Genomic DNA, 22,610 nt, shown 5'->3' on the forward strand with positions numbered 1-22,610 from the left:
GGGCCCGGTTCGCCGACCGGGCCTTTCGCGCATGATCAGCTGGCCCGCCGGATATGGCTGCCGGGTGCTGGACGAGGTGGACAGCACCCTGGACGAGGCGCGCCGCATCGCCGATACCCTTTCCGGCCCGGAATGGATCATGGCGCACCGCCAGACCAGGGCGCGCGGCAGGCGCGGCCGGGCATGGATCGCGCCCGAGGGCAACCTGTCCGCGACCCTGATCCTGCGCCCCGGCGGCGGGCCGGAGAAGGCCGCGCAGCGCAGTTTCGTTGGCGCGCTGGCCGTCCACGATGCGGTGGTCGCGGTGACCGGCCGCGCCGAAGGGCTGGCCTGCAAGTGGCCCAATGACGTGCTGCTGAACGGGGGCAAGCTGGCCGGCATCCTGCTGGAAAGCTTTGGCGCGGGCGCGGATGTGTCCTATCTGGCGATCGGGATCGGCGTGAACCTGCGCGAGGCGCCGCCGGCCGACGCGGTAGAGGAGGGGGCGCTGCGCCCCGTGTCGCTCTTGTCCGAAACCGGGGCCGACGTGGACCCGGAAACCTTTCTGACCGCGCTGGCCGCGGCCTATGACCATTACGAGACGCATTTCGTCACATACGGTTTCGACCCGATCCGCGCCGCCTGGCTGCAACGGGCCGCGAAGCTGGGCCAGCCGATCACCGCCCGCACCGGCACGTCCGAGTTCACCGGCACGTTCCAGTCGATCGACGAGGCGGGAAATCTGGTGCTGATGACGCCAAGGGGACAGGTGATCCTGCCTGCGGCCGACATCTATTTCTGACCATATGGGGGGGGTGCGATGCTGCTGTGCATCGATTGCGGCAATACCAATACCGTGTTCTCGATCTGGGACGGGGAAAGGTTTCTGTGCACCCTGCGCACTTCGACCCACCATGCGCGCACGGCGGATGCCTATTTCACCTGGTATTCGACGCTGGTCAAACATTACGGGATCGAGGCCGACATCACCGACGTGATCATCTCCTCCACCGTGCCGCGCGTGGTGTTCAACCTTCGGGTCTTTTCCGAACGTTTCTTCGGCTGCCGCCCGCTGGTCGTGGGCAAGCCCGACTGCGTGCTGCCGCATCCGCCGCGGGTGGACCAGGGCACGCAGGTGGGCCCCGACCGGCTGGTCAATGCCGAGGGCGCGTTCGACCGCCACGGCGGCGACCTGATCGTGGTGGATTTCGGCACCGCCACCACCTTTGACGTGGTGGATACGGATGGCGCCTATATCGGCGGGGTGATCGCGCCGGGGGTGAATCTCAGCCTCGAGGCGCTGCACATGGCCGCAGCCGCGCTGCCGCATGTGGACATCACCACGCCGGAAAAGGTCATCGGCACCAACACGGTCGCCTGCATCCAGTCCGGCATCTTCTGGGGCTATGTGGGGCTGGTGCGCGAGATCTGCGCGCGCATCCGTGCCGAACACGCCCGTCCGATGAAGACGATCGCCACCGGCGGGCTCGCGCCGCTGTTTCAGCAGAACGTGGACCTGTTCGACTATCTCGAGGAAGACCTGACCATGCACGGCCTGACCGTGATCCACGCCTACAACAAGGAAAACGGGGCCAGATGAGCGGTGAAAGACTGATTTACCTGCCACTGGGCGGGGCCGGCGAAATCGGCATGAACGCCTATGTCTACGGCTATGGCAGGCCGGGCAGGGAACGGCTGATCCTGGTGGATCTGGGCGTCACCTTTCCCGACATGGACGGCACGCCGGGCGTCGATCTCATCATGCCCGACATCACCTGGCTGCGCGAAAGCGCCGACCGGCTCGAGGCGATCTTTGTCACTCATGCGCACGAGGACCATGTGGGCGGCGTGGCCCATTTGTGGGACGATCTGGGCGTGCCCGTTTACGCCCGTGCGTTCACCGCCAATATCGCGCGCGGCAAGATGGCCGATCTGGGCAAGCCAGAGGACGCGGTGCGGACCGTCTCGGCCTTCCCCGAGATCACCGAGGCCGGCCCGTTCAGGGTGAGCTTCCTGCCGGTGTCGCATTCCATCCCCGAAAGCGCGGCACTGGTGATCGACACGCCGGTCGGCAGGGTCATCCATTCCGGCGACTTCAAGCTGGACCCCGACCCGGTGGTGGGCGAGCCCTTCGATCCCGATCTCTGGGCAGAGGCCGCAAAGCCCGGGGTCAAGGCGCTGATCTGCGACTCGACCAACGTGTTCTCGCCCGATCCCGGCCGCTCCGAGAGCGATATCGGCGCGGCGATTACCGAACTGATCGCCGGGGCAGGGGGCATGGTCGCGGCCACCACCTTTGCCTCGAACGTGGCGCGGCTCAAGACCCTGGCCGAGGCGGCCCAACGCGCCGGACGTTCGGTGGTGCTCTTGGGGCGCGCCATGCAGCGGATGATCGAAGCGGCGGTCGAAACCGGCGTTCTGGCCGATTTCCCCCGCGTCGTCAGCCCCGAGGACGCGCTGGAGATTCCGCGCGAGAACCTGATGCTGCTGGTCACGGGCAGCCAGGGCGAGCGCCGCGCCGCCACGGCCCAGCTCGCACGCGGCCGGTTTCGCGGACTGGAGCTGAAAGAGGGCGACCTGTTCCTGTTTTCGTCAAAGACGATCCCCGGCAACGAACGGGGCGTGATCCGCATCATGAACCAGCTGAGCGAAAAGGGCGTGGACGTGGTGGACGACAGTTCCGGCCGCTATCACGTTTCGGGTCACGCCAACCGGCCGGACCTGCTGCGCATCCACGATCTCGTCGCGCCGCAGATGGTCATTCCGATGCACGGCGAACACCGGCACCTGCGCGAACACGCCCGCCTCGCCGAAGCCGCGGGGCGTCAGAGCGCGATCGTCGTGAACGGCATGATGATGGATCTTTCCGGCAACGCGCCCCAGGTGGTGGACTATGTGGAAACCGGGCGGACCTATCTCGACGGCTCGGTCAGGATCGGTGCTCTGGACGGCATCGTCCGCGACCGCATCCGCATGGCGCTCAACGGGCATGTGATCGTCACCGCAATCCTCGACGAAGAGAACGAACCGCTCGGCGACGCCTGGTGCGAACTGATGGGCCTGCCCGAGATTGGCAAGTCACGGGTCGCGCTGGACGAACTGCTGGAACACGACCTGACCCGGTTCCTTATGCGCGCCGACCCCCGCACCCTGGGGGACGACAGCAAGCTGGAAGAGGCCCTGCGCCGCATCGTGCGCCAGACCGCCCAATCCGAGATCGGCAAGCGCCCCGAGGTCACCGTGGTCATCAGCCGCATGGCCTGAAGGCGGCCATGGGGATCGGGGCAGCGGGTTTGCCCCCGGCAAGGGCGTCCAGCTTCTTTCTGGTCGGAAATACCCCGGGGGAGCGCGAGGGGGCAGCGCCCCCTCGCCTCGGTCGGATTGGCGTAGCCAATCCGAAACCCGATTGGACGACAGCGAAAGCCCGCGCCGGCTTCAGCCCGCGCGGCGTTCGTCAAAGCTCAGGGCGATAAAGCGGGGCAGGTGGTCGCCCATGCCGACCACCTTGTTCCCGGATCGGCCCGAATCCTGATCCTTGCGCCCGCGCGCAGAGCTCTTGACCTTGTCGCCCGAAGTTGCCTTTTCCGATGCCCTAGCCTTCGTGCTGGACCTGGACGCGCTCTTGCGGCCCTTGTCCGAGGTCGCGGCCTCGTCGGCTTCGCGCGGCGCCGCAACCGTGTCGTCCGCGGCGTCGGCGATCGGCTTTTCGGCAGCCTCGTCGCGGCGCTCGGCGCTCTTTTTCCTCTTCGCGGGCGCGGGTTTGACCGGATTTTCCAGGCGCGGGATTTCCTTCTGGACCAGTCGTTCGATCGCTTCGAGATATTTCTCGTCCTGCGGCGCGCAGATGGTCAGCGCCTTGCCCTCTCGCCCGGCCCGACCGGTGCGGCCGATCCGGTGCACATAGTCCTCTGGGTGGGTGGGCACGTCGAAATTGAACACGTGGCTCACGCTGGGCACGTCCAGCCCCCGCGCCGCCACGTCCGAAGCGACGAGGAACCGCAACTTGCCCTCGCGGAAATCCTCCAGCGTTCGCATGCGATGGGACTGGTCCAGATCGCCGTGGATCGCGGCCGCGTCATAGCCGTATTTACTGAGCGACTTTGCAACGATGTCCACGTCCACCTTGCGATTGCAAAAGATGATCGCATTGGTGCATTTTTCGCCCTCGGCGTCGATCAACGCCCGCAGCAGGCGGCGCTTTTCGCTGGCCGCGCGGTCCCGCCGCGACGGCTTGAACATCACCACGCCCTGTTCGATCGTCTCGCTGGTGGTGGCTTGGCGGGCGACCTCGATGCGAACGGGGTTCGACAGGAACATGTTGGTGATCCGTTCGATCTCGGGCGCCATCGTGGCTGAAAAGAACAGCGTCTGCCGTGTGAGCGGGTTGGTCAGACCGAAGATCCGCTCGATATCGGGGATGAAGCCCATGTCCAGCATCCGGTCGGCTTCGTCCACCACCATGATCCGCACGTCGTTCAGGATCAGCTTGCCGCGCTCGAAATGATCGAGCAGCCGCCCCGGAGTGGCGATCAGCACGTCCACGCCGCGGTCGATCAGCATCTCCTGTTCCTTGAAACTGACGCCGCCGATCAGCAGCGCCTTGGTCAGTTTCACGTATTTGGCATAGGCGTCGAAGTTCTCGGCCACCTGCGCGGCGAGTTCCCGCGTCGGGCACAGCACCAGGCTGCGCGGCATCCGCGCCCGCGCCCGGCCGCGCGCCAGAAGCGTGATCATCGGCAGAACGAAGCTTGCCGTCTTGCCGGTGCCGGTCTGGGCGATGCCCAGCACGTCGCGCCCCTCCAGCGCAGGCGGGATCGCGCCGGCCTGAATCGGCGTGGGGGTTTCGTATCCGGCCTCTTCGATGGCCTTCAGAACTTTGGGGTTCAGGTTCAGATCAGAGAATTTTGTCATGTATATCCGCGATTTGCGGACACATCCCGGCCCGCACGTCCATCTGAGCCGCTAGATTCGCATGTGGGCGCCAAGGCGCGCATGGCGGCTGCTGCGGGGCATAGCAAAATAGCAGGTCAGGGTCAAACAATCGTGGAAATCGGCCCGCCCAGCGGTTTTCTGTTGCTGAACTGGCGACAATTCAGGCAAAGTCAGGAAATTGTCTCCTGATTTTTCGATCCAGATCCAGCTCGCAACGGCGCAGCATCCCGGCGCGGTGGAGCCGGGCGCGGGCCTCCGGCGTGGCGGCGCAGATCTCGTCGTAAAAGGCGCGCAGGCCGGCCTCGCCGCTGTCGGCTTCGACAAAGCGCAGCGCCTCGTGCAGCGTCATGCCGCCCTGGTCGCGCGGGCGGGCCGGGGCCAGCTCGGCGCGATAGGATCCCTTCTCCAGCCGGTAGCGATAGGCGGCGATCCAGTCCTCCCAGCTTTTCGCGTGGGCATGGGCCAGCGCGATGTCGCGCAGTTCCACCTGCCCCGGATTGGTTTCGTCGCCGCGAAACACGTTGTGGATCTTCACCGTCAACCGGCCCAGCCCGGTTCGCACGAAAACCTTGCCCTGAACGTGGCTCATGAACCCGCCCTTCACGAAATCGCCGAAGGTCGGGTAAAGTCGGCGCACCGTCTCGGCCCGGCCCGGACCGGGGGGGATGAACGCCTTGAAATCGTTGCCGTCTCCGGCGATCTGCTCCATCGGCCGCACACGGGCGCACAGCACATCCTCGTCCAGGGCGGCCAACCTGTCGGCAACCGATGTCTCGGGCCACAGGAATTCGTCCACGTCGATATGGATGATCCAGTCCAGCTGCACCTTGCGCCCGTAGGCGAAGGTGGCGTTCGCGGTCTGGCGGGCCTGGTGCTTGGCCGGGCGCTTCACCCCCAGCCGCCGCCAATGCGCGTCGTCGCAGGCAAAGACCCGGATGCGCGGATGCGCCTTCAGTGCGGCAACGGTTGCGGGCGCCGGGTCGTCCAGAAAGATCAGCAGCCGGTGCGCGCCGAGTTCCAGGTGATGCGCGGCAAAGCCCAGAATGTCGCGCAGCGGCGCCTTGATGGTGGAGACCACGCCCCAGCGGGGCAGATCGGCGGAGAGGTCACGGGGCGCGGTCATCGCCCCGCTCTCATACCATCATTTCCTTGGTCGCCGACAGGGTGAGATCGGGAAAGTCGCGCTCGATCCGGTCGATGTCCCATTGCAGGCGCGTGAGATAAACCACGTCGCCGTCATGGTCATGGGCGATGTGCTGGCGGTTGGCGTTGATGAACCGGTCCATCGCCGTCTTGTCGCCGCCGACCCAGCGGGCCGAGGTGAATTGCGACGGCTCGAACCGCACCGGCAGGCCGTATTCCAGCTCGATCCGGCTGGCCAGAACCTCGAACTGCAAGGCGCCCACCACGCCCACGACGTAACCGGCGCCGATCATCGGCTTGAACACCTTGGCCGCGCCTTCCTCGGCGAACTGCATCAGCGCCTTGTCCAGATGCTTGGCCTTCATCGGGTCGGCCGCGCGGATGCCCTTGAGCAGTTCCGGCGCAAAGGAGGGGATGCCGGTCACGCGGATCGGCTCGCCTTCGGTCAGGGTGTCGCCGATGCGCAGCTGGCCGTGGTTGGGAATGCCGATGATGTCACCGGCCCAAGCCTCTTCGGCCAGTTCCCGGTCCGAGGCGAGAAACAGCACCGGGTTGCTGACCGCCATCGGTTTCTTCGTGCGCACATGGGTCAGCTTCATCCCGCGCGTGAAATGCCCCGAGGCCAGCCGGACAAAGGCCACCCGGTCGCGGTGCTTGGGGTCCATGTTGGCCTGAACCTTGAAGACGAAACCGGAAACTTTTGTTTCCTCGGGGGAAATCTGGCGCGGCTCGGCGCGCTGGGGCTGCGGTTCGGGGCCGTAGGCGCCAATCCCTTCCATCAGTTCCTTCACCCCGAAGGAATTGATCGCCGAGCCGAACCAGATCGGGGTCATGTGGCCTTCGAGCACCGATTGCGGGTCGAGCGCGGGCAGCAGTTCGCGCGCCATCTCGATCTCTTCCAGAAACGGCTCCAGCAGATGCGCGGGCACGTGCTCGGCCAGTTTCGGGTCGTCCAGACCGTTGATTTGGATCGATTCGGCCACGCGGTTGCGGTCGGCGCGGTCCATCAGCTCCAGCCGGTCGCGCAGGATGTCATAGCAGCCGATGAAATCGCGCCCCTGTCCGATCGGCCAGGAAGCCGGGGTCACGTCGATGGCCAGCATCTCCTGGATCTCGTCGATGATCTCGAACGTGTCGCGGCTTTCGCGGTCCATCTTATTGCAGAAGGTCAGGATCGGCAGGTCGCGCAGGCGGCAGACCTCAAAGAGTTTCTGCGTCTGGCTTTCCACCCCCTTGGCGCCGTCGATCACCATGATCGCCGCGTCCACCGCCGTCAGCGTGCGATAGGTGTCTTCGGAGAAATCCGAATGGCCCGGCGTGTCCACCAGGTTGAACCGCCAGCCGTTGTAGTCGAAGGACATGGCCGAGGCCGACACGGAAATGCCCCGATCCTTTTCCATCTGCATGAAGTCCGACCGGGTGCGGCGCGCCTCGCCCTTGGCGCGGACCTGTCCGGCCATCTGGATCGCGCCGCCATAGAGCAGGAATTTCTCGGTCAGCGTGGTCTTGCCCGCATCGGGGTGGGAAATGATCGCAAAGGTGCGCCGCCGGGCGATTTCGGCGGGCAGGTCGGGGCGGTTGGGGGCGGTGTCCAGCATGGCCGCGCATATAGTCAGCCGCCGGGCCAAGGGCAAGCGGGCAGGCGAAGGCCCCATCTCAGCCGGCCGAGGCGCGGCGCAACAGGTCGATGGCGTCGGGCCGGTTCAACAGCGCCTCCTGCACTTCGACGCCGTGGGCGCCGCCCTTGTCCGACAGGAGCGTGCCGACCCTGGTCAGAAGCTCTTCGGGCAGGACCGGCCGCGTGCGCGGGTCCACCAGCATCGATTCGGCGGCGATGCCTTCGGCGTAGATGATGTGATGATGGTCGAACAGGATCTGATAGTAATCGACAAATCCGCCTTCGCGGACATATACGGAACTGCCGTTCACCAGATGCCGGGCCTTGATCAGGATTTCCGGGCTGCCCGCCCCCAGCGCATCGCGGCGCTGATAGACGAACAGGCGGTGTTCGGGGCTCACGACCAGGTCGCGGTTGTTGTTCAGCACGCCTTTTTCGATCACCACCGGCGCAAAATCTCCGACCGCGCGGACGGTAGAGTGACCGATCCAGCGCACCTCTTGCGGGCCGGCATCGCGGGTCAGAACGCGGTCGCCCGCGCGGATGTCTTCGATCGGCACCTGCTTGCCGGTGGCCATGGTGATATGCGTGCCGGCGGTGAACGAGACGCAGGCGACCTGCGCGAACCTGCGCCGCGCGGCCGCCTTGTCGCAGCCCACCAGAGCGTAATCCGTCTTGGGTTCGATGCGGGCCAGCGGCAGGACATGGACGCTCTCGATCAGCCAGTCGTCGTCCACTTCGATCAGGATCAGCGCCTCGACGCTCTGACCATCGGGCGACATGAGCGTGATTGCGCAGTCAAGATGTACAAGGTCGCCCGGCTTTCCGGTTTCGCTGCCCCGGGCCACGCGGAAGGTGGTGTCGCCCAGCGGTTCCAGCGCCAGCCGCCGCCTGTGCGCATCGTCACGCAGCCGGTAGAGATCGTCGAGCACGAGATCCTCGGCCCCCGACAGACCGTCCCCGAGATTCGCGCCGGCCACAACGCAAAAGGCGTCAGCGGGATAGACGGAAATGTTCTGTTCGGGATAGGCGGGCATTGTCCTGGTCCTGTGTTCCGATCTGCTCCGAAACCTTGTGAGGCGATCTCGCATCAAGTATGTGCATTTTCTCTATGACGAAAGGATTAACCGGGTATTGTGGCCGATTTTGGAAAAATGCCCAGCAAAACGGGGGCGATCGTTCTCGAGCCTTTTACAATAAGGGCGTGTGCTTGCGCGACGACAGGGGGGAGCCATGGATTTCGGGATTTCGGGGAAAAAAGCGCTGGTCTGCGCATCGAGCCGCGGGTTGGGGTTGGGCTGCGCCCGGGCGCTGGCCGGCGAGGGCGTCAATCTGGTGATGAATGCGCGCGGTGCCGAAGCGCTGGAGAAGGCCGCGCAGGCGGTCCGCGACGATTTCGGGGTCGAGGTCGTGACGGTGGCGGCCGATGTCTCGACGCCCGAAGGACAGGCGGAGGTGATCGCGGCGGCCGAGGGCGCCGAAATCCTGGTGACCAATGCCGGGGGGCCGCCGCCGGGGATGTGGACGGATTGGGAGCGCGAGGATTTCATCAAGGCGCTGGATGCCAACATGCTTGCGCCGATTGCGTTCATCAAGGCGCTGGTGCCGGGCATGATGGAACGCGGCTGGGGGCGGGTCGTGAACATCACCAGTCAGGCGGTGCGTGCCCCGATCCCGGTGCTGGGCCTGTCCAATTCTGCGCGCACTGGGCTCACCGGCTATGTGGCCGGGACGTCGCGGCAGGTGGCGCGGGAAGGGGTCACGATCAACAACCTGCTGCCGGGCATTCATGCCACTGACCGGGCGGATGCGCTGGACCGCGGCGTGGCCGAGGCTGAGGGGATCACGCTGGAAGAGGCACGAGCACGGCGCGCCGCCACCCTGCCGGTAGGCCGCTATGGCACGCCAGAAGAATTCGGCGCGATGTGTGCGTTTCTGTGTTCGCAACATGCGGGTTTCATCGTGGGGCAGAACATTCTGCTGGACGGCGGCGGGGTGAATCTGACCATGTAGGGGGGAGGGGGCGCTGCCCCCTCTGGGCCTGCGGCCCATTCACCCCCGGAGTATTTCGGGCAAGATGAAGGGCACGGGTTGCGTGAAGGAGGCGCCGTTGCTATCTGCGCCGGAACCGCAATGGCCGAGGCGAGGGTCCGAATGAACATGACGCCTGAGCTGGACGTTCCGAGGCTGGAGGTCCGCAACCTCGTTCGGACCTACGAGGGGCGGCGGGTCGTTGACGACGTGTCACTGACCATCAAGGCCGGGCAGGTGATGTGCCTGCTGGGGCCGTCGGGTTGCGGAAAGTCCACCACCTTGCGCATGATCGCCGGCATCGAGATGCAGGATTCTGGCGAAATCTGGGTGGACGGCAAGCTGGTCTGCGACACCCGGTATCGCGTTCCGCCCGAACGGCGCGAAATCGGGCTGATGTTCCAGGATTTCGCCCTGTTTCCACATCTGAGCGTTGCCGACAACGTCGCCTTCGGGCTTCGGCACGGCAGCAAGGCCGAAAGGCGCGCCCGTGTGGAGCAACTCCTGGAGCGCGTTCACCTCACCCGGCATATCGACGATTATCCGCATCAACTGTCCGGGGGAGAGCAGCAGAGGGTCGCGCTGGCGCGTGCCCTGGCCCCCAGACCCAAGATCATGCTTATGGACGAGCCTTTCTCGGGGCTGGACAACAGGCTGCGGGATGGAATCCGCGATGACACGCTAAGCCTTCTGAAAGAGGAAAACGCCGCCGTTCTTCTGGTCACACACGAGCCCGAAGAGGCAATGCGCATGGCCGACGAGATCGCGCTGATGCGTGCCGGACGGATCGTTCAGCGTGGCGCGCCCTACAATGTCTACACCCGGCCGGTGGACAAGGCGGCCGTCGCTTTCTTCAGTGATATCAATGTCCTTCAGGCCACAGTGAACGGAGCCTTGGCGGACACGCCCTTTGGTCATTTTCTGGCCCCGGGCTATCCGGACGGAACCGATGTGGATATCGTTTTCCGACCTCAGCACGTCCGACTCGACTTCGATCGCAATGGCAAGGGGCCGCTTCCGACCGCATCGGACGGCGTTCCCGCGCGGGGCGTTGTCCAAAGGGCGAGGTTTCTTGGACACGAAAGTCTGGTCGAATTCCGCATGGATTACGATGGCTCGATCCTCAAGGCCACCGTTCCGAACGTCTTTCTCCCCGAACCGGGCCGCCCGATGTGGCTGACGATCCGCCGCGATCGTTGTTTCGTCTTCCCCGCGCAGACTTCCTGACGTTCCTGCTTCTTTCTGGTCGCAAATACCCCCGCCGGAGGCGCCGCGCGGCACGCGCGGTTCATCCCTCCTCGAAATCGCAAAGCCGCCGGCCGGGCTCGTCCACGAACAGCTCCGGCAGCGCGGCGGCACGTTCGATCTGGTCCAGGCGGAACTCCTCGAACCGATCATGACTTTCGCACCAGGCAGTCAGGATCCAGGCACGGCCGAAGGAGTCCAGACGCAGCGGGCGAATTCTGTGATCCGCGACGGCGCCGCCCTGCGCCCTTCCGGCAAGCCGCAGTTTCTGCCGGCCGCGGATGGCGCTGCGCAGCAAGCCCAGTTGGGAAAAACCCCGTGCTGCATCCGCCAGCGGATCCGGTTCCGCCTTCCAGGCTTCGGCTTCGGCAATGGTTTCGGCGGGCAGCGCGGCATCCAGCTTGTCCACGAGGGACAGTGCCGCCGCCCGGAGATCGGGATCGGGGGCCTCGGCCACGATCGCCAGGCCGAGATTCAGCGCGTCAACCTCCTGCCCGGTCAGCGTCAGCGGCGGAAGCACCACGCGCCGGGCCAATCGATACCCTACGCCTCGCGCGCCTTCGACCGGCACGCCGGCGCGGGCCAGCCGCTCCATGTCGCGATAGATCGTGCGCACCGATACGCCGAGCCTTCGCGCGAACCCATCGGCCCGATGGACCTGCCCGTCGCGCAGCAGACGGATGATTTCGTGAAGCCGGTCGGCGCGGCGCATGCGATCTCCTGACATTCAATACATTCAATGGCCATATACTGCCAAAAAACTGTCAGTTGCAACTCGGGCAGCACACCGGCCTGAAGATTCGGATCGAAATCCGCCCCGTTTCCGCGCCCGACGGCTTTTCCGCCCCACCCGCGCGCCCTAGAAGTCGGGACAAAGAGGCGCGGCCCGGAACGCGCGCAATACGCAAGGAGAAAGACATGCTCAACAATATCGGACTTCCCGGCCTTCTTCTGATCGCTGTCGTGGTTCTGGTCCTGTTCGGTCGCGGCAAGATCAGCTCGCTCATGGGCGAGGTCGGCAAGGGCATCACCGCCTTCAAGAAGGGCGTGAGCGAAGGAACCAGGGAACTCGAGGCCGACGCCGGCGACACCGTCAAGGACGTGACGCCCGAAACCGACAAGGACAAGGCGTAACCGCAGATGTTCGATCTGGGCTGGAGCGAACTTCTGCTCATCGCCATCGTGGCGCTGATCGTGGTGGGGCCCAAAGACCTGCCCGTTCTGTTCCGCAACATCGGCCGTTGGGTGGGCAAGGCCCGTGGCATGGCCCGAGAATTCAGCCGGGCGATGAACGAGGCCGCCGACCAGGCCGGCGTGAACGAGGTGCAGAAGACGCTTAAGGCGGCGACCAACCCCGTGGGCAGCGCGCTGGACGGGGTCAAGGACGCCGCCCGCGACCTGACCAAGGGGATCGATCCGACGAAATACGACCCCGAGAGCGAGACCGGCAAGCTGGCCGCCGAACGGGCAGAAGCCGCCAAGAAGATACAGGCCTCGACCGCGCGCGCCGCGGCCGAGCGGATGAAACGCGAGGCCGACGCCGCGCTGGCCAAGGCCGAAGAGGTCGAGGCCGCGTTGAACGCCCCGAACGGCGCGAATGAGGACAACGGAACCAAGGCATGAGCCAGACCGACGAGATCGACGACACGACGGCGCCGCTGATCGAGCATTTGGCCGAGCTGCGCCTGCGGCTCATCCATTCGGTGGTGGCCTTCATCATCGCCATGGTGATCTGCTTTGGCGTGGCCACGCCGATCTTCAACTTTCTGACGCAGCCGCTGTGCGACGTGTTGGCCGCGCGCGGGCAGAACTGCGACCTGATCTTCATCAGCCCGCAAGAGGGCTTCTTCGTGGCAATCAAGGTGTCGCTGCTGGGCGGGTTCATCCTGTCCTTTCCCTATATCGCCCTTCAGATGTGGCGTTTCGTGGCGCCGGGGCTCTACAAGTCGGAAAAGAACGCCTTTCTGCCCTTCCTGATCGCGTCGCCCTTCATGTTCCTGCTGGGCGCGGCCTTTGCCTTCTATGTGGTCACGCCGCTGGCCTACGACTTCTTTCTGGGCTTCCAGCAGTTTGGGGCCGAGGGCGAGGCCGTGGTCGGCCAGGACGCCGCCCCGCTGTCGGTGGTGTTCCAGGGCTCGGCGCAGGAATATCTGAACCTGACGATCAAGTTCATCGTCGCCTTCGGGCTGTGCTTTCAGCTGCCGGTGCTGCTGACGCTCATGGGCAAGGCGGGGCTGGTCAGCGCCGAAGGTCTGGGCAGTGTGCGCAAATACGCGGTGGTGGGAATCCTCGTGCTCGCCGCGATCGTCACCCCGCCGGACGTGATCACCCAGATCATCCTGTTCACGGTGGTCTACGGGCTCTACGAGATCTCGATCTTCCTCGTCCGCAGTGTCGAGGCCAAACGCGAAAAGCAGTTGCGCGCCGAAGGCTACTATGACGACGAGGAAGCCTTCGACGACCCGCTGCTGGACGAGTTCGACGAAGCGAAGGACAAGTAACCGCGGCCCGCAACAGTGACGGGGAAGGGCGTCCGTGGACGGGCGCCCTTTTCCGTTGGTCTTGCCGTGCCGGTTCGAAAGTGGTTTGAAACCGCGACGGATTTCAGGAGCAGTCCCATGGATCACGACCCTTTGACCCGCATTGCCGCCGCGCTGGAACGGATTGCCCCGGCACCGATGCCGGCGCCAGATTTCGACAGCGCCCCGGCCTTTGTCTGGCATGTCGAACCGGACCGGCTGGAGCCCGTCCGCCGGGTCAACCGGGTTGATCTGAAGCTGCTCGTCGGAATCGACCGGGCCCGCGACACGCTGCTGGAGAACACGCGGCGGTTCGCTGAAGGGTTCCTGGCCAACAACGCTCTTTTGTGGGGCGCGCGCGGCATGGGAAAATCCAGCCTTGTCAAGGCTGTGCACGCCGAGGTAGCGGCGGTCCACCCGTCCCTGAAACTGGTCGAGTTACAGCGCGAGGATCTGCCCAGCGTCGGGCGGCTTCTGAACCATCTGCGCGATGCATCGCAGCGTTTCGTTCTGTTTTGCGATGACCTGTCGTTCAGTCACGACGATCAGCACTACAAGTCGCTCAAGGCGGTGCTGGACGGCGGGATCGAGGGGCGGCCCGAAAACGTTGTGTTCTATGCGACCTCCAACCGCCGCCACCTGATGCCGCGCGACATGATCGAAAACGAACGCTCAAGCGCCATCAACCCCTCCGAGGCGGTCGAGGAAAAGGTGTCGCTTTCGGACCGGTTCGGTCTGTGGCTTGGCTTTCATCCCTGTTCGCAGGATGAATTTCTGTCGATGATCTCGGGCTATTGCCGGGCCTATGGCGTGCGGGTCGATGCCGAGACGCTGCGGGCCGAGGCGATCGAATGGCAGGCCACGCGCGGCGGGCGATCGGGCCGGGTGGCCTGGCAGTTTTTTGTCGATCTCGCCGGACGACACGGAGTCGCCATCGCCTGATCGCCGTCAGGCTGCCGGCTGAAAGAGGGACACGGTGTTCCGCCCCGCCTCCTTGGCGCGGTAGAGCGCGGCGTCGGCCCTGGCGATCAGCGCCTCCGGCTCGGGCGGGGCCGCCCGGTCCGGGGACACCACCGCGACGCCGATGCTGGTGGTGATCCGGATCATCTGGTTGGGCCGGTCGGTGGGAAACGGCGCGGCCTCGATGGCGTGGCGCATCCGGCCGGCGATGGCTTCGGTCCGGTCCGGGTCGGAATCGGTCAGTACGATCAGGAACTCCTCGCCCCCGAAGCGTGCCACCAGATCCCGCGGCCCCACGGTCGCGCTCAACCGTTTGGCGGCCTCGGCCAGAACCGCGTCACCGGCCAGGTGGCCATAACGGTCGTTCACCTGTTTGAACAGGTCGAGATCGGCCAGCATCACCGCAAATCCGCTCCCCCGCGCCACCGAAGCGCGGATGGTCCGGGCCAGAAAGGGGATCGCGTGGCGCCGGTTGAAAAGCCCGGTGAGCGGATCACGATGCGCGGCTCGCAGCCCTTCGCGTAGCGTGTCCCTGGCCCGGTCGGCGCGCGCCTTGTTGCGCAACTGGTTGGTCAGGCGCAGGGCAAGCTCATCCCCATGATACCCGTGGGGCATCACGTCGTCGGCGCCCCGGTCCAGAGCCTCGGCGGCGAGTTTCGGCGAGTTTGCCACGGCAATCACCGCCGCGTGCCGCGTCACGGCCGAGGCCCGCAGGTTCGACAGAAGGTCCAGCGCCATGTCCCGCGTGTCCGCCGTCATCTCGAGGATCAGTGCATCCGGCGGCGTCGCGGCCGCGCATCCATGCGCGCCGGCCAGGGCACAGGGCACCAGGCGATGGCGTTCCAGCCGCGCAGACAGTTTCGATTTCCACAGCGTGGCAGTTGCCGTGACCTCGGTGGCCAGCACGACCCGCGCCGGGGGCAGGAGCGCGGCGGCGGGTGCCTCTGCCAGGCCGAAGCCGTCGGGGGCGGCGCCCGAGGCGCGCAGTTCCTGATCGGCGGTGCGCGCGCGGATCAGGCTGCGGATGCGGGCCTGCAGCAGGGTGTCGTCCAGCGGGTGGCACAGCACGTCGTCGATCCCGGCCGCCAAGGCGGCCATGCGCGCGCCGTGGTCGTTCTGCGCCGTGATCGCGATGATCGGCACATCGGCAAGGCGCGGGTCGGACCGCAGCATCTGCGCGCGCCCGTCAGGCAAATTGACTGCGGTCACGATCAGATCGGGTTTGACCCGGCGCAGAATCGCGGAAAGCCCCGCCAGCGCGTCGGCCTGAACCACATGATACCATGCCGAAGAAAGCAGAACCTTCAGCATGATCCTGTTGGTGGCGACCCCGTCTATGATCAAAATGGTGCCTCGCACGGCAACCCCCGGCCTGCTGTCTCCGTCGCCCGCCGATCATCGGCAATGAGGGTTAACAGGCCGTAAACCCTGTCAGGGCGCCTTGCTGGTGGCCTCGTCGCCGGCGCCGGAGTCGGGGGTGGGCGCGGCCGGCGCGTCCGGTTCGACCGGGGGCGGCGTCGCGGGGGCCGTGGCTTCCTCTGCCTCGGCCGGTCGATCGGCGGTCCGGCCGGGGACCGGGCGGCGGAACACCAGCACGTTGCGCCACTTGATCGCTGTTCCTGTCAGGCCGCTGCGCTCTTCACTGGGCAGAAGGTCGGCGCGCTGGTATTCCCAGCCGTCCCGCGCCAGCTCGTTCAGCACGGTTTCAACCCCGAGCGCAAAGCGGCCCTCGGCCGTCTTGACGCCCTTTGCCTTGCGGCCGCGCGTGGGGGCGGGGATGACCTTGTATTCGTAATGCGTCATGCAAACTGCCTCGGAAAGCCGCCGGACCCGTCTATCAGCCCCGAAACGCCGCGCCAAGGAGGGGCAGGGGCGCCGCGTTGGGGTTGGCGCCCACCGGACGGGATGCCGGGCCGGCGCAGAACCCGCGGATCAAAGGCCCAGTTTGGCCTTGACGATGTCGTTCACCGCCTTGGGGTTGGCCTTGCCGCCTGTGGCCTTCATCACCTGGCCCACGAACCAGCCGGCCAGCTTGGGGTTGCTCTGCGCTTTTTCCACCTGGGCGGGGTTGGCGGCGATGATCTCGTCCACCGCGGCCTCGATCGCGCCGGTGTCGGTGACCTGCTTCATGCCGCGCTGCTCGACTATCTCGACCGGGTCGCCGCCCTCTTTGTAAACGATTTCAAAGAGTTCCTTGGCAATCTTGCCGCTGATGTCGCCCTTCTTGATGAGGTCGATGATCGCGCCCAGCTGCTGCGGCGAAACCGGCGATTCGGTGATGTCGTGGTCTTCCTTCTTGAGCCGGCCGAAGAGTTCGTTGATGACCCAGTTGGCCGCCATCTTGCCGTCGCGGCCCTTTGCCACCTCTTCGAAATAGGCCGCCGCCTCGACCTCGGCGGTCAGCACCGAGGCGTCATAGTCGGTCAGGCCGTATTCGGCGATAAAGCGCGCCTTCTTCTCATCGGGCAGTTCCGGAAGGCTGGCCGCGATGTCATCCACCCAGCTCTGCTCCAGCTCCAGCGGGAGCAGGTCGGGATCGGGGAAATAGCGGTAGTCATGCGCCTCTTCCTTGGAGCGCATCGACCGGGTTTCGCCCTTGTCGGGGTCATAAAGCCGGGTTTCCTGATCCACGGTGCCCCCCGATTCCAGAATCTGGATCTGGCGGCGTGCCTCGTATTCGATCGCCTGCTGGATGAAGCGCAGCGAGTTCATGTTCTTGATCTCGCAGCGGGTGCCCAGATGCGAGAAATCCTGCGTTTCCATGTAGCGTTCATAGTCGCCCGGACGGCAGACCGACACGTTCACGTCCGCCCGCAGGTTGCCGTTCTGCATGTTGCCGTCGCAGGTGCCGAGATAGAGCATGATCTGGCGCAGCTTGGACACATAGGCTGCGGCTTCCTCGGGGCTGCGGATGTCGGGGCGCGAGACGATCTCCATCAGCGCGACGCCGGTGCGGTTGAGGTCCACGAAGGACATGGTCGGGTCCATGTCGTGGATCGACTTGCCGGCGTCCTGTTCGACGTGGATGCGTTCGATCCGCACCCGGCGCGCGATGCCTGGCCCCATCTCGACCAGAACTTCGCCTTCGCCGACAAGTGGCTGATAAAGTTGGGAAATCTGATAGCCCTGCGGCAGGTCGGGGTAGAAGTAGTTCTTGCGGTCAAAGGCGCTGACCAGATTGATCCTGGCCTTCAGCCCCAGCCCGGTGCGCACCGCCTGTTCGATGCAGAATTCGTTCAGCACCGGCAGCATCCCCGGCATCGCCGCGTCCACGAAGGACACGTTCGAATTCGGCTCGGCCCCGAACTGTGTGGATGCCCCGGAAAACAGCTTGGCCTTGGAACTGACCTGGGCATGGACTTCCATGCCGATCACCATTTCCCAGTCGTGCTTCGCACCGGCGATGGTCTTGGCCTTGGGGGCCTCGTAGCTCAGGTCCAGCATGGATATGCGCCTCTTTGTCCGCAAACGTGTCCGGCCCGCGTTCTATGGCACGCGGGTCTGCGGGACAAGAGGGGGCGAGACGCTCAGGCGCGGCGGATCTCGACGCCGTCGTCGGTGAACACGACCTGGCGGCCCCGGCGCAGCTCGTCCCGGAACTGCTCGGCGATGATGCGCAGCGCGTCGTCGCGGCCGCGCGCGGCGAACCGGCCGGGCGAGGTGACGCGCGTGTTGTTGTCGAACCCGCAGGCCGCATGGGCCCAGATCATCGGGTGCAGCTCGGTCATATGGTCGCGGATCAGCCAGGATGCGGCGGCGGAAATCCGGTTGATCACGGCATCGGCCCGGTCGCTGCGCCCGGCGCGGCGCGGCAGGGCCAGCGCGCAATAGGCGGCGAGAAGGTTGATCATTCCCTGATCCGGCCGGGCGGCGACGATATCGCGCAGTCCGTCGAGAAAGAATTCCACGTCCAGCTCGGCGCAGGCGCCTTCGTCCAGAGCGATCGCGTCGAAGCAGACCCATGTATAGCCGCCATCGCCCCAGATGTCCTGGGTGCGCGCGGCGATGCGGCGGGCCTGAAGGTCCAGTTCCGCATATGAGCCGAACCAGCGCGGCAGAAGATGCGTGCCCAGCGCGCGCATGGGGCGGAAATTCGCGCGGTCGAGGTCGATCAGGCGCTCATAGTCGCGCAGGATGCCACCTTCTGGATTGCGCTGCCCCGCCAGCAGGGCGCAATGGGCGGCGGCCAGGGCGGGGCTGGTTACGTCGTCGCCGCACCAAGGGTGCAGAATGGCGGCGGCGCGTTCGAAATGCGCCGCGCAGCGGTCGCGGTTGAGGGACGGGATCGTGTCGCCGTCAAGCGCGCGCGGATCGCCCGGTCCGCGCCAGGCCCAGCCGATGTCGATATGGGCCAGGGCCACGATCAGGGCGATGGCCGGGTCGTCCGGCCGTTCCGCGCGCACGGCCTCGAGCCCCCGGATGCCGTTGAGCAGCGCGTCCTCGGTGGGCTCTCCGCTGTCGCCCAGCGCGTGTTCGACCGCCCGGATCACGTCCGCCCGCCCCCCCCAGGCCAGAAGATCGGCGACGGGCGTTCCGGCGGGGGAGGTCATCCTGCCCCGATCCGCGGTCAGGATTTCCTCGGACAACTCCTCCCAGCGATCCTGTCGGGCGAGGAACTGCCCCTTGAGCTGCATCTGCCGACAGAAGGAATCGTCGGGGCTTTCTTCGCAGATCGGGATGAACAGCTGGTCCTCGGGCGCCTGCGCCGCGCCATGCCCCGCGCGATCCAGAACCGCGCCCGCCAGCCCGCCGCGCGAAAACGACAGCCGTGCGGCAATGTCGCGAAGCTGGGAAAAGGGGCGCATCGAACGTCGGGCGTATCTGAGCATGGGAACCGGCAGCATTGATGTTTGACCTGCCGTGACTCTGGCCGCGATTTGGGGCGCAATCGTGGCGGCGATGCGAAGTTTCGCGGCTGCGCTTCGGGCTTTTGCGTGGCCTTGCCGGCGATGCGGCCCGGCTCGGCGATTCGCTGCCTAGAAAGGGGCAAAGTGGTGGCGCTCGGTGTCGATTCCGTGTTCGGAAAAGGCGCGCTCCAGCACCTGCCAGCGGGGCAGGGATTCGGGCGGAAGTTGCACCGGCGGGCCGGATTTCGGCACCACCCGGACCCGCATCGACATGTCCCAGCGGCGTTCGAACCGAACCCGGTCGATTTCCGCCAGCGGGATGGACCCGCGGCGCCGGCCGCTGTGCCAGTCAAGCCGGTCGTCGGTGAGGGTCAGGCCGGCCGAGGGATTGGCGATCAGATCCCACAGCGCGGGCAGGGTCGGCAGGGCCAGCAGCGCGACGATCCACGGCGCGGCCTGAAGGTGCACCAGCGCGAAGGCCAGCGCCGCATAGATCGCCACCAGCAGCACCGCCGCCTTCACCGACCGGCCGGCGCGGGCAAAGGTGAAGGGGGCGGGCATTGCGTCAGGCGGTGCGGATGCGCGAGATCATCTCGGTCACGTCGCGCGACAGGTCGGGTTGCGCCGCGATCCGGTCGAGCTGGGCTGCGATCAGCGCCTGACGGTTCGCGTCATAGCGCCGCCAGGTCTGGAAGGCGCTGCACATCCGCGCGGCGGTCTGCGGGTTCACCGGGTCCAGCCGGATCAGCCAGTCGGCCAGCAACGCATAGCCCGCCCCGTCGGCCCGGTGGAACCCGGCATGGTTCATCGCCAGCGCGCCAAAGAGCGCACGGAACCGGTTGGGGTTCTTCCAGTTGAAATCGGGGTGTTCGGTCAGCCGCCGGGCGATCTCGACCGCGCGATCCGGCGAGGCATGGGCCACCTGCAGCATGAACCATTTGTCGATCACCAGCCGGTCGTGCCGCCACTGGTCGTAGAAGGCGGCCAGTTCCGCCTCTCCCTTGCCGGCGGTCAGCAGGCAGGACAGCGCCGCGAGCTGCAGCGTCATGTTGTCGGCGCGCGCATATTGTTCGGCCGCCATCGCGCCGCCATCCACCCGCGAGGTCAGCCCGAGCGCCGCCGCGCCCAGCGCGCGCTTGCCCGCCTGTTCGGCATCGGGGGAATAGGGGGCGTCCACCTGCGCCTCGGCGTGCAGGCGCGGCAGAAGATCCTGAAGGTGCTGCGCCAGCGCCAGTTTCAGTGTCTCATGCGCGCGCCAGATCGCGTCGGGGTCCGGGGTGATGCCACGGTCATGCAGGGTGCCGGTCAGTTCCGACTGGGTCGGCAGGGCCAGCATCAGCGCGCGATAGGCCGGATCCAGACCATCGTCGCGGACCACCGCGCGGATGCCGTCCAGATAATCGGCACCCGGTGCGGCGTCCCTTGTGATCATGTCGATCAGGGTTTCGCGCGCCAGCATCCGCCCCGCTTCCCAGCGGTTGAACGGATCGGTGTCATGGGCCAGAAGAAAGGCGCGTTCGGCATTGGTCGTGTCGCGGTCGAGCACCACGGGTGCCGAGAAGTCGCGCAGGATCGACGGCACCGGCCGCGCGGCAAGCCCCGCGAAGGCAAAGCTCTGCCGAGCCTCGGTCATCTCGAGGATCTCGGTGGGCCGGATTTCATCTCCGTTGGGGCCGAGCAGGCCCACGGCAATCGGGATCACCTGCGGTTGCGGGTCGGGGGTGGCGGCAGAGGGTTTGATGGACTGCGTGAAGGTCAGCGTATAGGTGCCGTCCTGCCAGTTCTCCTCGACCTTCAGGCGCGGTGTGCCGGCCTGCGTGTACCAGCGTTTGAACTGCGTCAGGTCTCGGCCGGTGACGTCCTCAAACACCTTCAGCCAGTCCTCGATGGTGCAGGCCTGCCCGTCATGGCGGGCAAAGTAGAGATCGAGCGCCTCGTAATATTTGCGGTCCCCCACCAGCCGCTTGAGCATGCCGATTACCTCGGCGCCTTTCTCATAGACGGTCGCGGTGTAGAAGTTGTTGATCTCCTGATAGCTTTCGGGGCGCACCGGGTGGGCCAGCGGGCCGTCGTCCTCGGGGAACTGGCGGGCGCGCAGGTCGATCACGTCGCTGATGCGCTTGACCGCCGCGCCGCGCTGATCGGCGGTGAACTGGGCGTCGCGAAAGACGGTCAGCCCTTCCTTGAGGCATAGCTGGAACCAGTCGCGGCAGGTGATGCGGTTGCCCGTCCAGTTGTGGAAATATTCATGCGCGATGATCGCCTCGATCCGTTCGAAATTGGCATCCGTCGCGGTGTCGGGGCTGGCCAGGACGGCCGAGGAATTGAAGATGTTGAGCCCCTTGTTCTCCATCGCGCCCATGTTGAAGTCATCCACGGCGACGATGTTGAACACGTCCAGGTCGTATTCGCGGCCATAGACCTCTTCGTCCCATTTCATCGCCTTCTTGAGCGAATCCATGGCAAAGGCGCATTTGTGTTCGTCGCCGGGTCGGACCCAGACGGCCAGATCGACTTCGCGTCCCGACAAGGTGGTGAAGCGGTCGCGATGCGCGACCAGATCGCCGGCGACGAGGGCGAAGAGATAGGACGGTTTAGGCCAGGGATCATGCCATTCGGCAAAGCCCGGACCGGACTGGACGGGATTGCCGTTGGACAACAGCACCGGCAGGTCGGAATTGATCCGCACGGTAAAGGTGGCCATCACGTCCGGGCGGTCAGGATAAAAGGTGATCTTGCGAAAGCCTTCGGCCTCGCACTGGGTGCAGAACATGCCGTTCGACAGGTAAAGCCCCTCGAGCGCGGTATTGGCGGCGGGATCGATTTCCACCTCGGCTTCCCAAGTGAAGGGGGCGTCGGGGACGGCGCAGGTGAGGCCTTCGTCGGTGATCTCGGGGTCGATCTCGGTCCCGTCGATGGCGGCGCGGATCAGCCGCAGCTGTTCGCCATGCAGGAAGAACCGGCGGTCGGTCGCCGCCGGGTCGGGGCGAAAGCGGACGCGCGAGCGGACGCGGGTCGTCGATGGGTCGAGGTCGAAGGTCAGGTGCACCTCGTCCACGAGATAGCCGAAGGGGGTGTAATCCGTCAGATGGATGGTCTTTGGGGCCGCGTCGCGCATGGGATACCTCACGTCCGGGTTGCGGCGGGACGTTAGGGAGTCGGGGCGCGGGCTGCAAGAGGGGGGCAGGGCGGCGGCGTGGCGTGCGCGGCTGCTGTCGGACTTGGGTATTTGGGACCAGAAAGAAGCAGGATGGCCATGCGCGCGGTTTTCAAACGGGGATTGAAGAAGCATCGCGTCGATTTTGGTAAGAATTTTTGACCGCACTGTTGCCTATA

20 protein-coding genes are annotated in these 22,610 nt (G+C 65.8%); 9 read left to right on the top strand and 11 right to left on the bottom strand.

The features are described from left to right. Positions 1-31: 31 nt before the first annotated feature. Genes C4S70_RS01720 through C4S70_RS01730 form a run of 3 tightly spaced genes read left to right on the top strand, consistent with a single transcriptional unit; the run spans position 32 to position 3,243 of the window. Positions 32-781 (top strand): biotin--[acetyl-CoA-carboxylase] ligase, encoded by a 750-nt coding sequence (locus tag C4S70_RS01720; protein WP_104006371.1) that lies wholly within the window; start codon positions 32-34, stop codon positions 779-781. Positions 782-799: 18 nt separating this feature from the next. After that, entirely contained in the window at positions 800-1,579 is a 780-nt protein-coding gene (locus C4S70_RS01725) for a type III pantothenate kinase (protein ID WP_104006372.1), read from the top strand. Next, positions 1,576-3,243, top strand: coding sequence for a ribonuclease J (locus C4S70_RS01730; RefSeq protein ID WP_104006373.1), 1,668 nt, complete (start codon positions 1,576-1,578; stop codon positions 3,241-3,243). Before C4S70_RS01725 ends, C4S70_RS01730 begins: the two co-directional genes overlap by 4 nt. Positions 3,244-3,414: 171 nt before the next feature. On the opposite strand, the gene C4S70_RS01735 is transcribed toward C4S70_RS01730, so the two are convergent. The 4 genes from C4S70_RS01735 to C4S70_RS01750 all read right to left on the bottom strand — a co-directional run bounded on the left by C4S70_RS01735 (position 3,415) and on the right by C4S70_RS01750 (position 8,709). Further along, positions 3,415-4,890: a DEAD/DEAH box helicase gene (locus C4S70_RS01735; protein ID WP_104006374.1), complete on the bottom strand. Its 1,476-nt coding sequence runs from the start codon at positions 4,888-4,890 to the stop codon at positions 3,415-3,417. Between the two features lie 181 nt (positions 4,891-5,071). After that, complete coding sequence (locus C4S70_RS01740; protein ID WP_104006375.1) at positions 5,072-6,034, bottom strand: glycosyltransferase family 2 protein; 963 nt, start codon at positions 6,032-6,034, stop codon at positions 5,072-5,074. Positions 6,035-6,044: 10 nt separating this feature from the next. Then, the gene (locus C4S70_RS01745; RefSeq protein WP_104006376.1) at positions 6,045-7,652 is read right to left on the bottom strand and encodes a peptide chain release factor 3; all 1,608 of its coding nucleotides are present in this window, start codon (positions 7,650-7,652) and stop codon (positions 6,045-6,047) included. Between the two features lie 58 nt (positions 7,653-7,710). After that, positions 7,711-8,709 (bottom strand): Hint domain-containing protein, encoded by a 999-nt coding sequence (locus tag C4S70_RS01750; RefSeq protein WP_104006377.1) that lies wholly within the window; start codon positions 8,707-8,709, stop codon positions 7,711-7,713. A gap of 196 nt (positions 8,710-8,905) precedes the next feature. Here C4S70_RS01750 and C4S70_RS01755 point away from each other — a divergent pair, with 196 nt between their 5' ends. Further along, positions 8,906-9,685 carry an SDR family oxidoreductase gene (locus C4S70_RS01755; RefSeq protein ID WP_104006378.1) on the top strand — a complete coding sequence of 260 codons (780 nt, stop codon included), beginning with the start codon at positions 8,906-8,908 and terminating at the stop codon, positions 9,683-9,685. A gap of 141 nt (positions 9,686-9,826) precedes the next feature. After that, positions 9,827-10,930, top strand: coding sequence for an ABC transporter ATP-binding protein (locus tag C4S70_RS01760; RefSeq protein WP_235003636.1), 1,104 nt, complete (start codon positions 9,827-9,829; stop codon positions 10,928-10,930). A 61-nt stretch (positions 10,931-10,991) separates the two neighbouring features. Here C4S70_RS01760 and C4S70_RS01765 read toward each other — a convergent pair whose 3' ends face one another. Next, a complete protein-coding gene (locus C4S70_RS01765; protein WP_104006380.1) occupies positions 10,992-11,660 on the bottom strand; it encodes a helix-turn-helix transcriptional regulator in 669 nt (222 codons plus the stop codon). 206 nt (positions 11,661-11,866) lie between these two features. Between C4S70_RS01765 and C4S70_RS01770 the strand changes: the two genes are divergently transcribed. The 4 genes from C4S70_RS01770 (at position 11,867) to C4S70_RS01785 (ending at position 14,409) form a co-directional block, all read left to right on the top strand. Next, the gene (locus C4S70_RS01770; RefSeq protein ID WP_104006655.1) at positions 11,867-12,082 is read left to right on the top strand and encodes a twin-arginine translocase TatA/TatE family subunit; all 216 of its coding nucleotides are present in this window, start codon (positions 11,867-11,869) and stop codon (positions 12,080-12,082) included. Positions 12,083-12,088: 6 nt separating this feature from the next. Further along, entirely contained in the window at positions 12,089-12,571 is a 483-nt protein-coding gene (gene tatB / locus C4S70_RS01775) for a Sec-independent protein translocase protein TatB (protein WP_104006381.1), read from the top strand. After that, positions 12,568-13,449 (top strand): twin-arginine translocase subunit TatC, encoded by an 882-nt coding sequence (tatC, locus tag C4S70_RS01780; RefSeq protein WP_104006382.1) that lies wholly within the window; start codon positions 12,568-12,570, stop codon positions 13,447-13,449. The genes tatB and tatC overlap by 4 nt, the downstream gene beginning before the upstream one ends. 117 nt (positions 13,450-13,566) lie before the next feature. Further along, entirely contained in the window at positions 13,567-14,409 is an 843-nt protein-coding gene (locus tag C4S70_RS01785; RefSeq protein ID WP_104006383.1) for an ATP-binding protein, read from the top strand. Between the two features lie 6 nt (positions 14,410-14,415). Here C4S70_RS01785 and C4S70_RS01790 read toward each other — a convergent pair whose 3' ends face one another. From C4S70_RS01790 to pepN, 6 genes are all read right to left on the bottom strand, one after another. Beyond that, positions 14,416-15,786 (bottom strand): diguanylate cyclase domain-containing protein, encoded by a 1,371-nt coding sequence (locus tag C4S70_RS01790; protein WP_104006384.1) that lies wholly within the window; start codon positions 15,784-15,786, stop codon positions 14,416-14,418. A 72-nt stretch (positions 15,787-15,858) separates the two neighbouring features. Further along, positions 15,859-16,230 (bottom strand): DUF4177 domain-containing protein, encoded by a 372-nt coding sequence (locus C4S70_RS19445; RefSeq protein ID WP_200822702.1) that lies wholly within the window; start codon positions 16,228-16,230, stop codon positions 15,859-15,861. A gap of 129 nt (positions 16,231-16,359) precedes the next feature. Continuing rightward, complete coding sequence (gene gatB, locus C4S70_RS01800; RefSeq protein ID WP_104006385.1) at positions 16,360-17,871, bottom strand: Asp-tRNA(Asn)/Glu-tRNA(Gln) amidotransferase subunit GatB; 1,512 nt, start codon at positions 17,869-17,871, stop codon at positions 16,360-16,362. 83 nt (positions 17,872-17,954) lie between these two features. Next, positions 17,955-19,271 (bottom strand): hypothetical protein, encoded by a 1,317-nt coding sequence (locus C4S70_RS01805; protein WP_146064165.1) that lies wholly within the window; start codon positions 19,269-19,271, stop codon positions 17,955-17,957. A 132-nt stretch (positions 19,272-19,403) separates the two neighbouring features. After that, entirely contained in the window at positions 19,404-19,835 is a 432-nt protein-coding gene (locus C4S70_RS01810; RefSeq protein ID WP_104006387.1) for a hypothetical protein, read from the bottom strand. Positions 19,836-19,839: 4 nt separating this feature from the next. Then, the gene (pepN, locus tag C4S70_RS01815) at positions 19,840-22,392 is read right to left on the bottom strand and encodes an aminopeptidase N (RefSeq protein ID WP_104006388.1); all 2,553 of its coding nucleotides are present in this window, start codon (positions 22,390-22,392) and stop codon (positions 19,840-19,842) included. Between the last annotated feature and the right edge of the window lie 218 nt (positions 22,393-22,610).

This window comes from Jhaorihella thermophila (genome assembly GCF_900108275.1).
Taxonomy (GTDB): domain Bacteria; phylum Pseudomonadota; class Alphaproteobacteria; order Rhodobacterales; family Rhodobacteraceae; genus Jhaorihella; species Jhaorihella thermophila.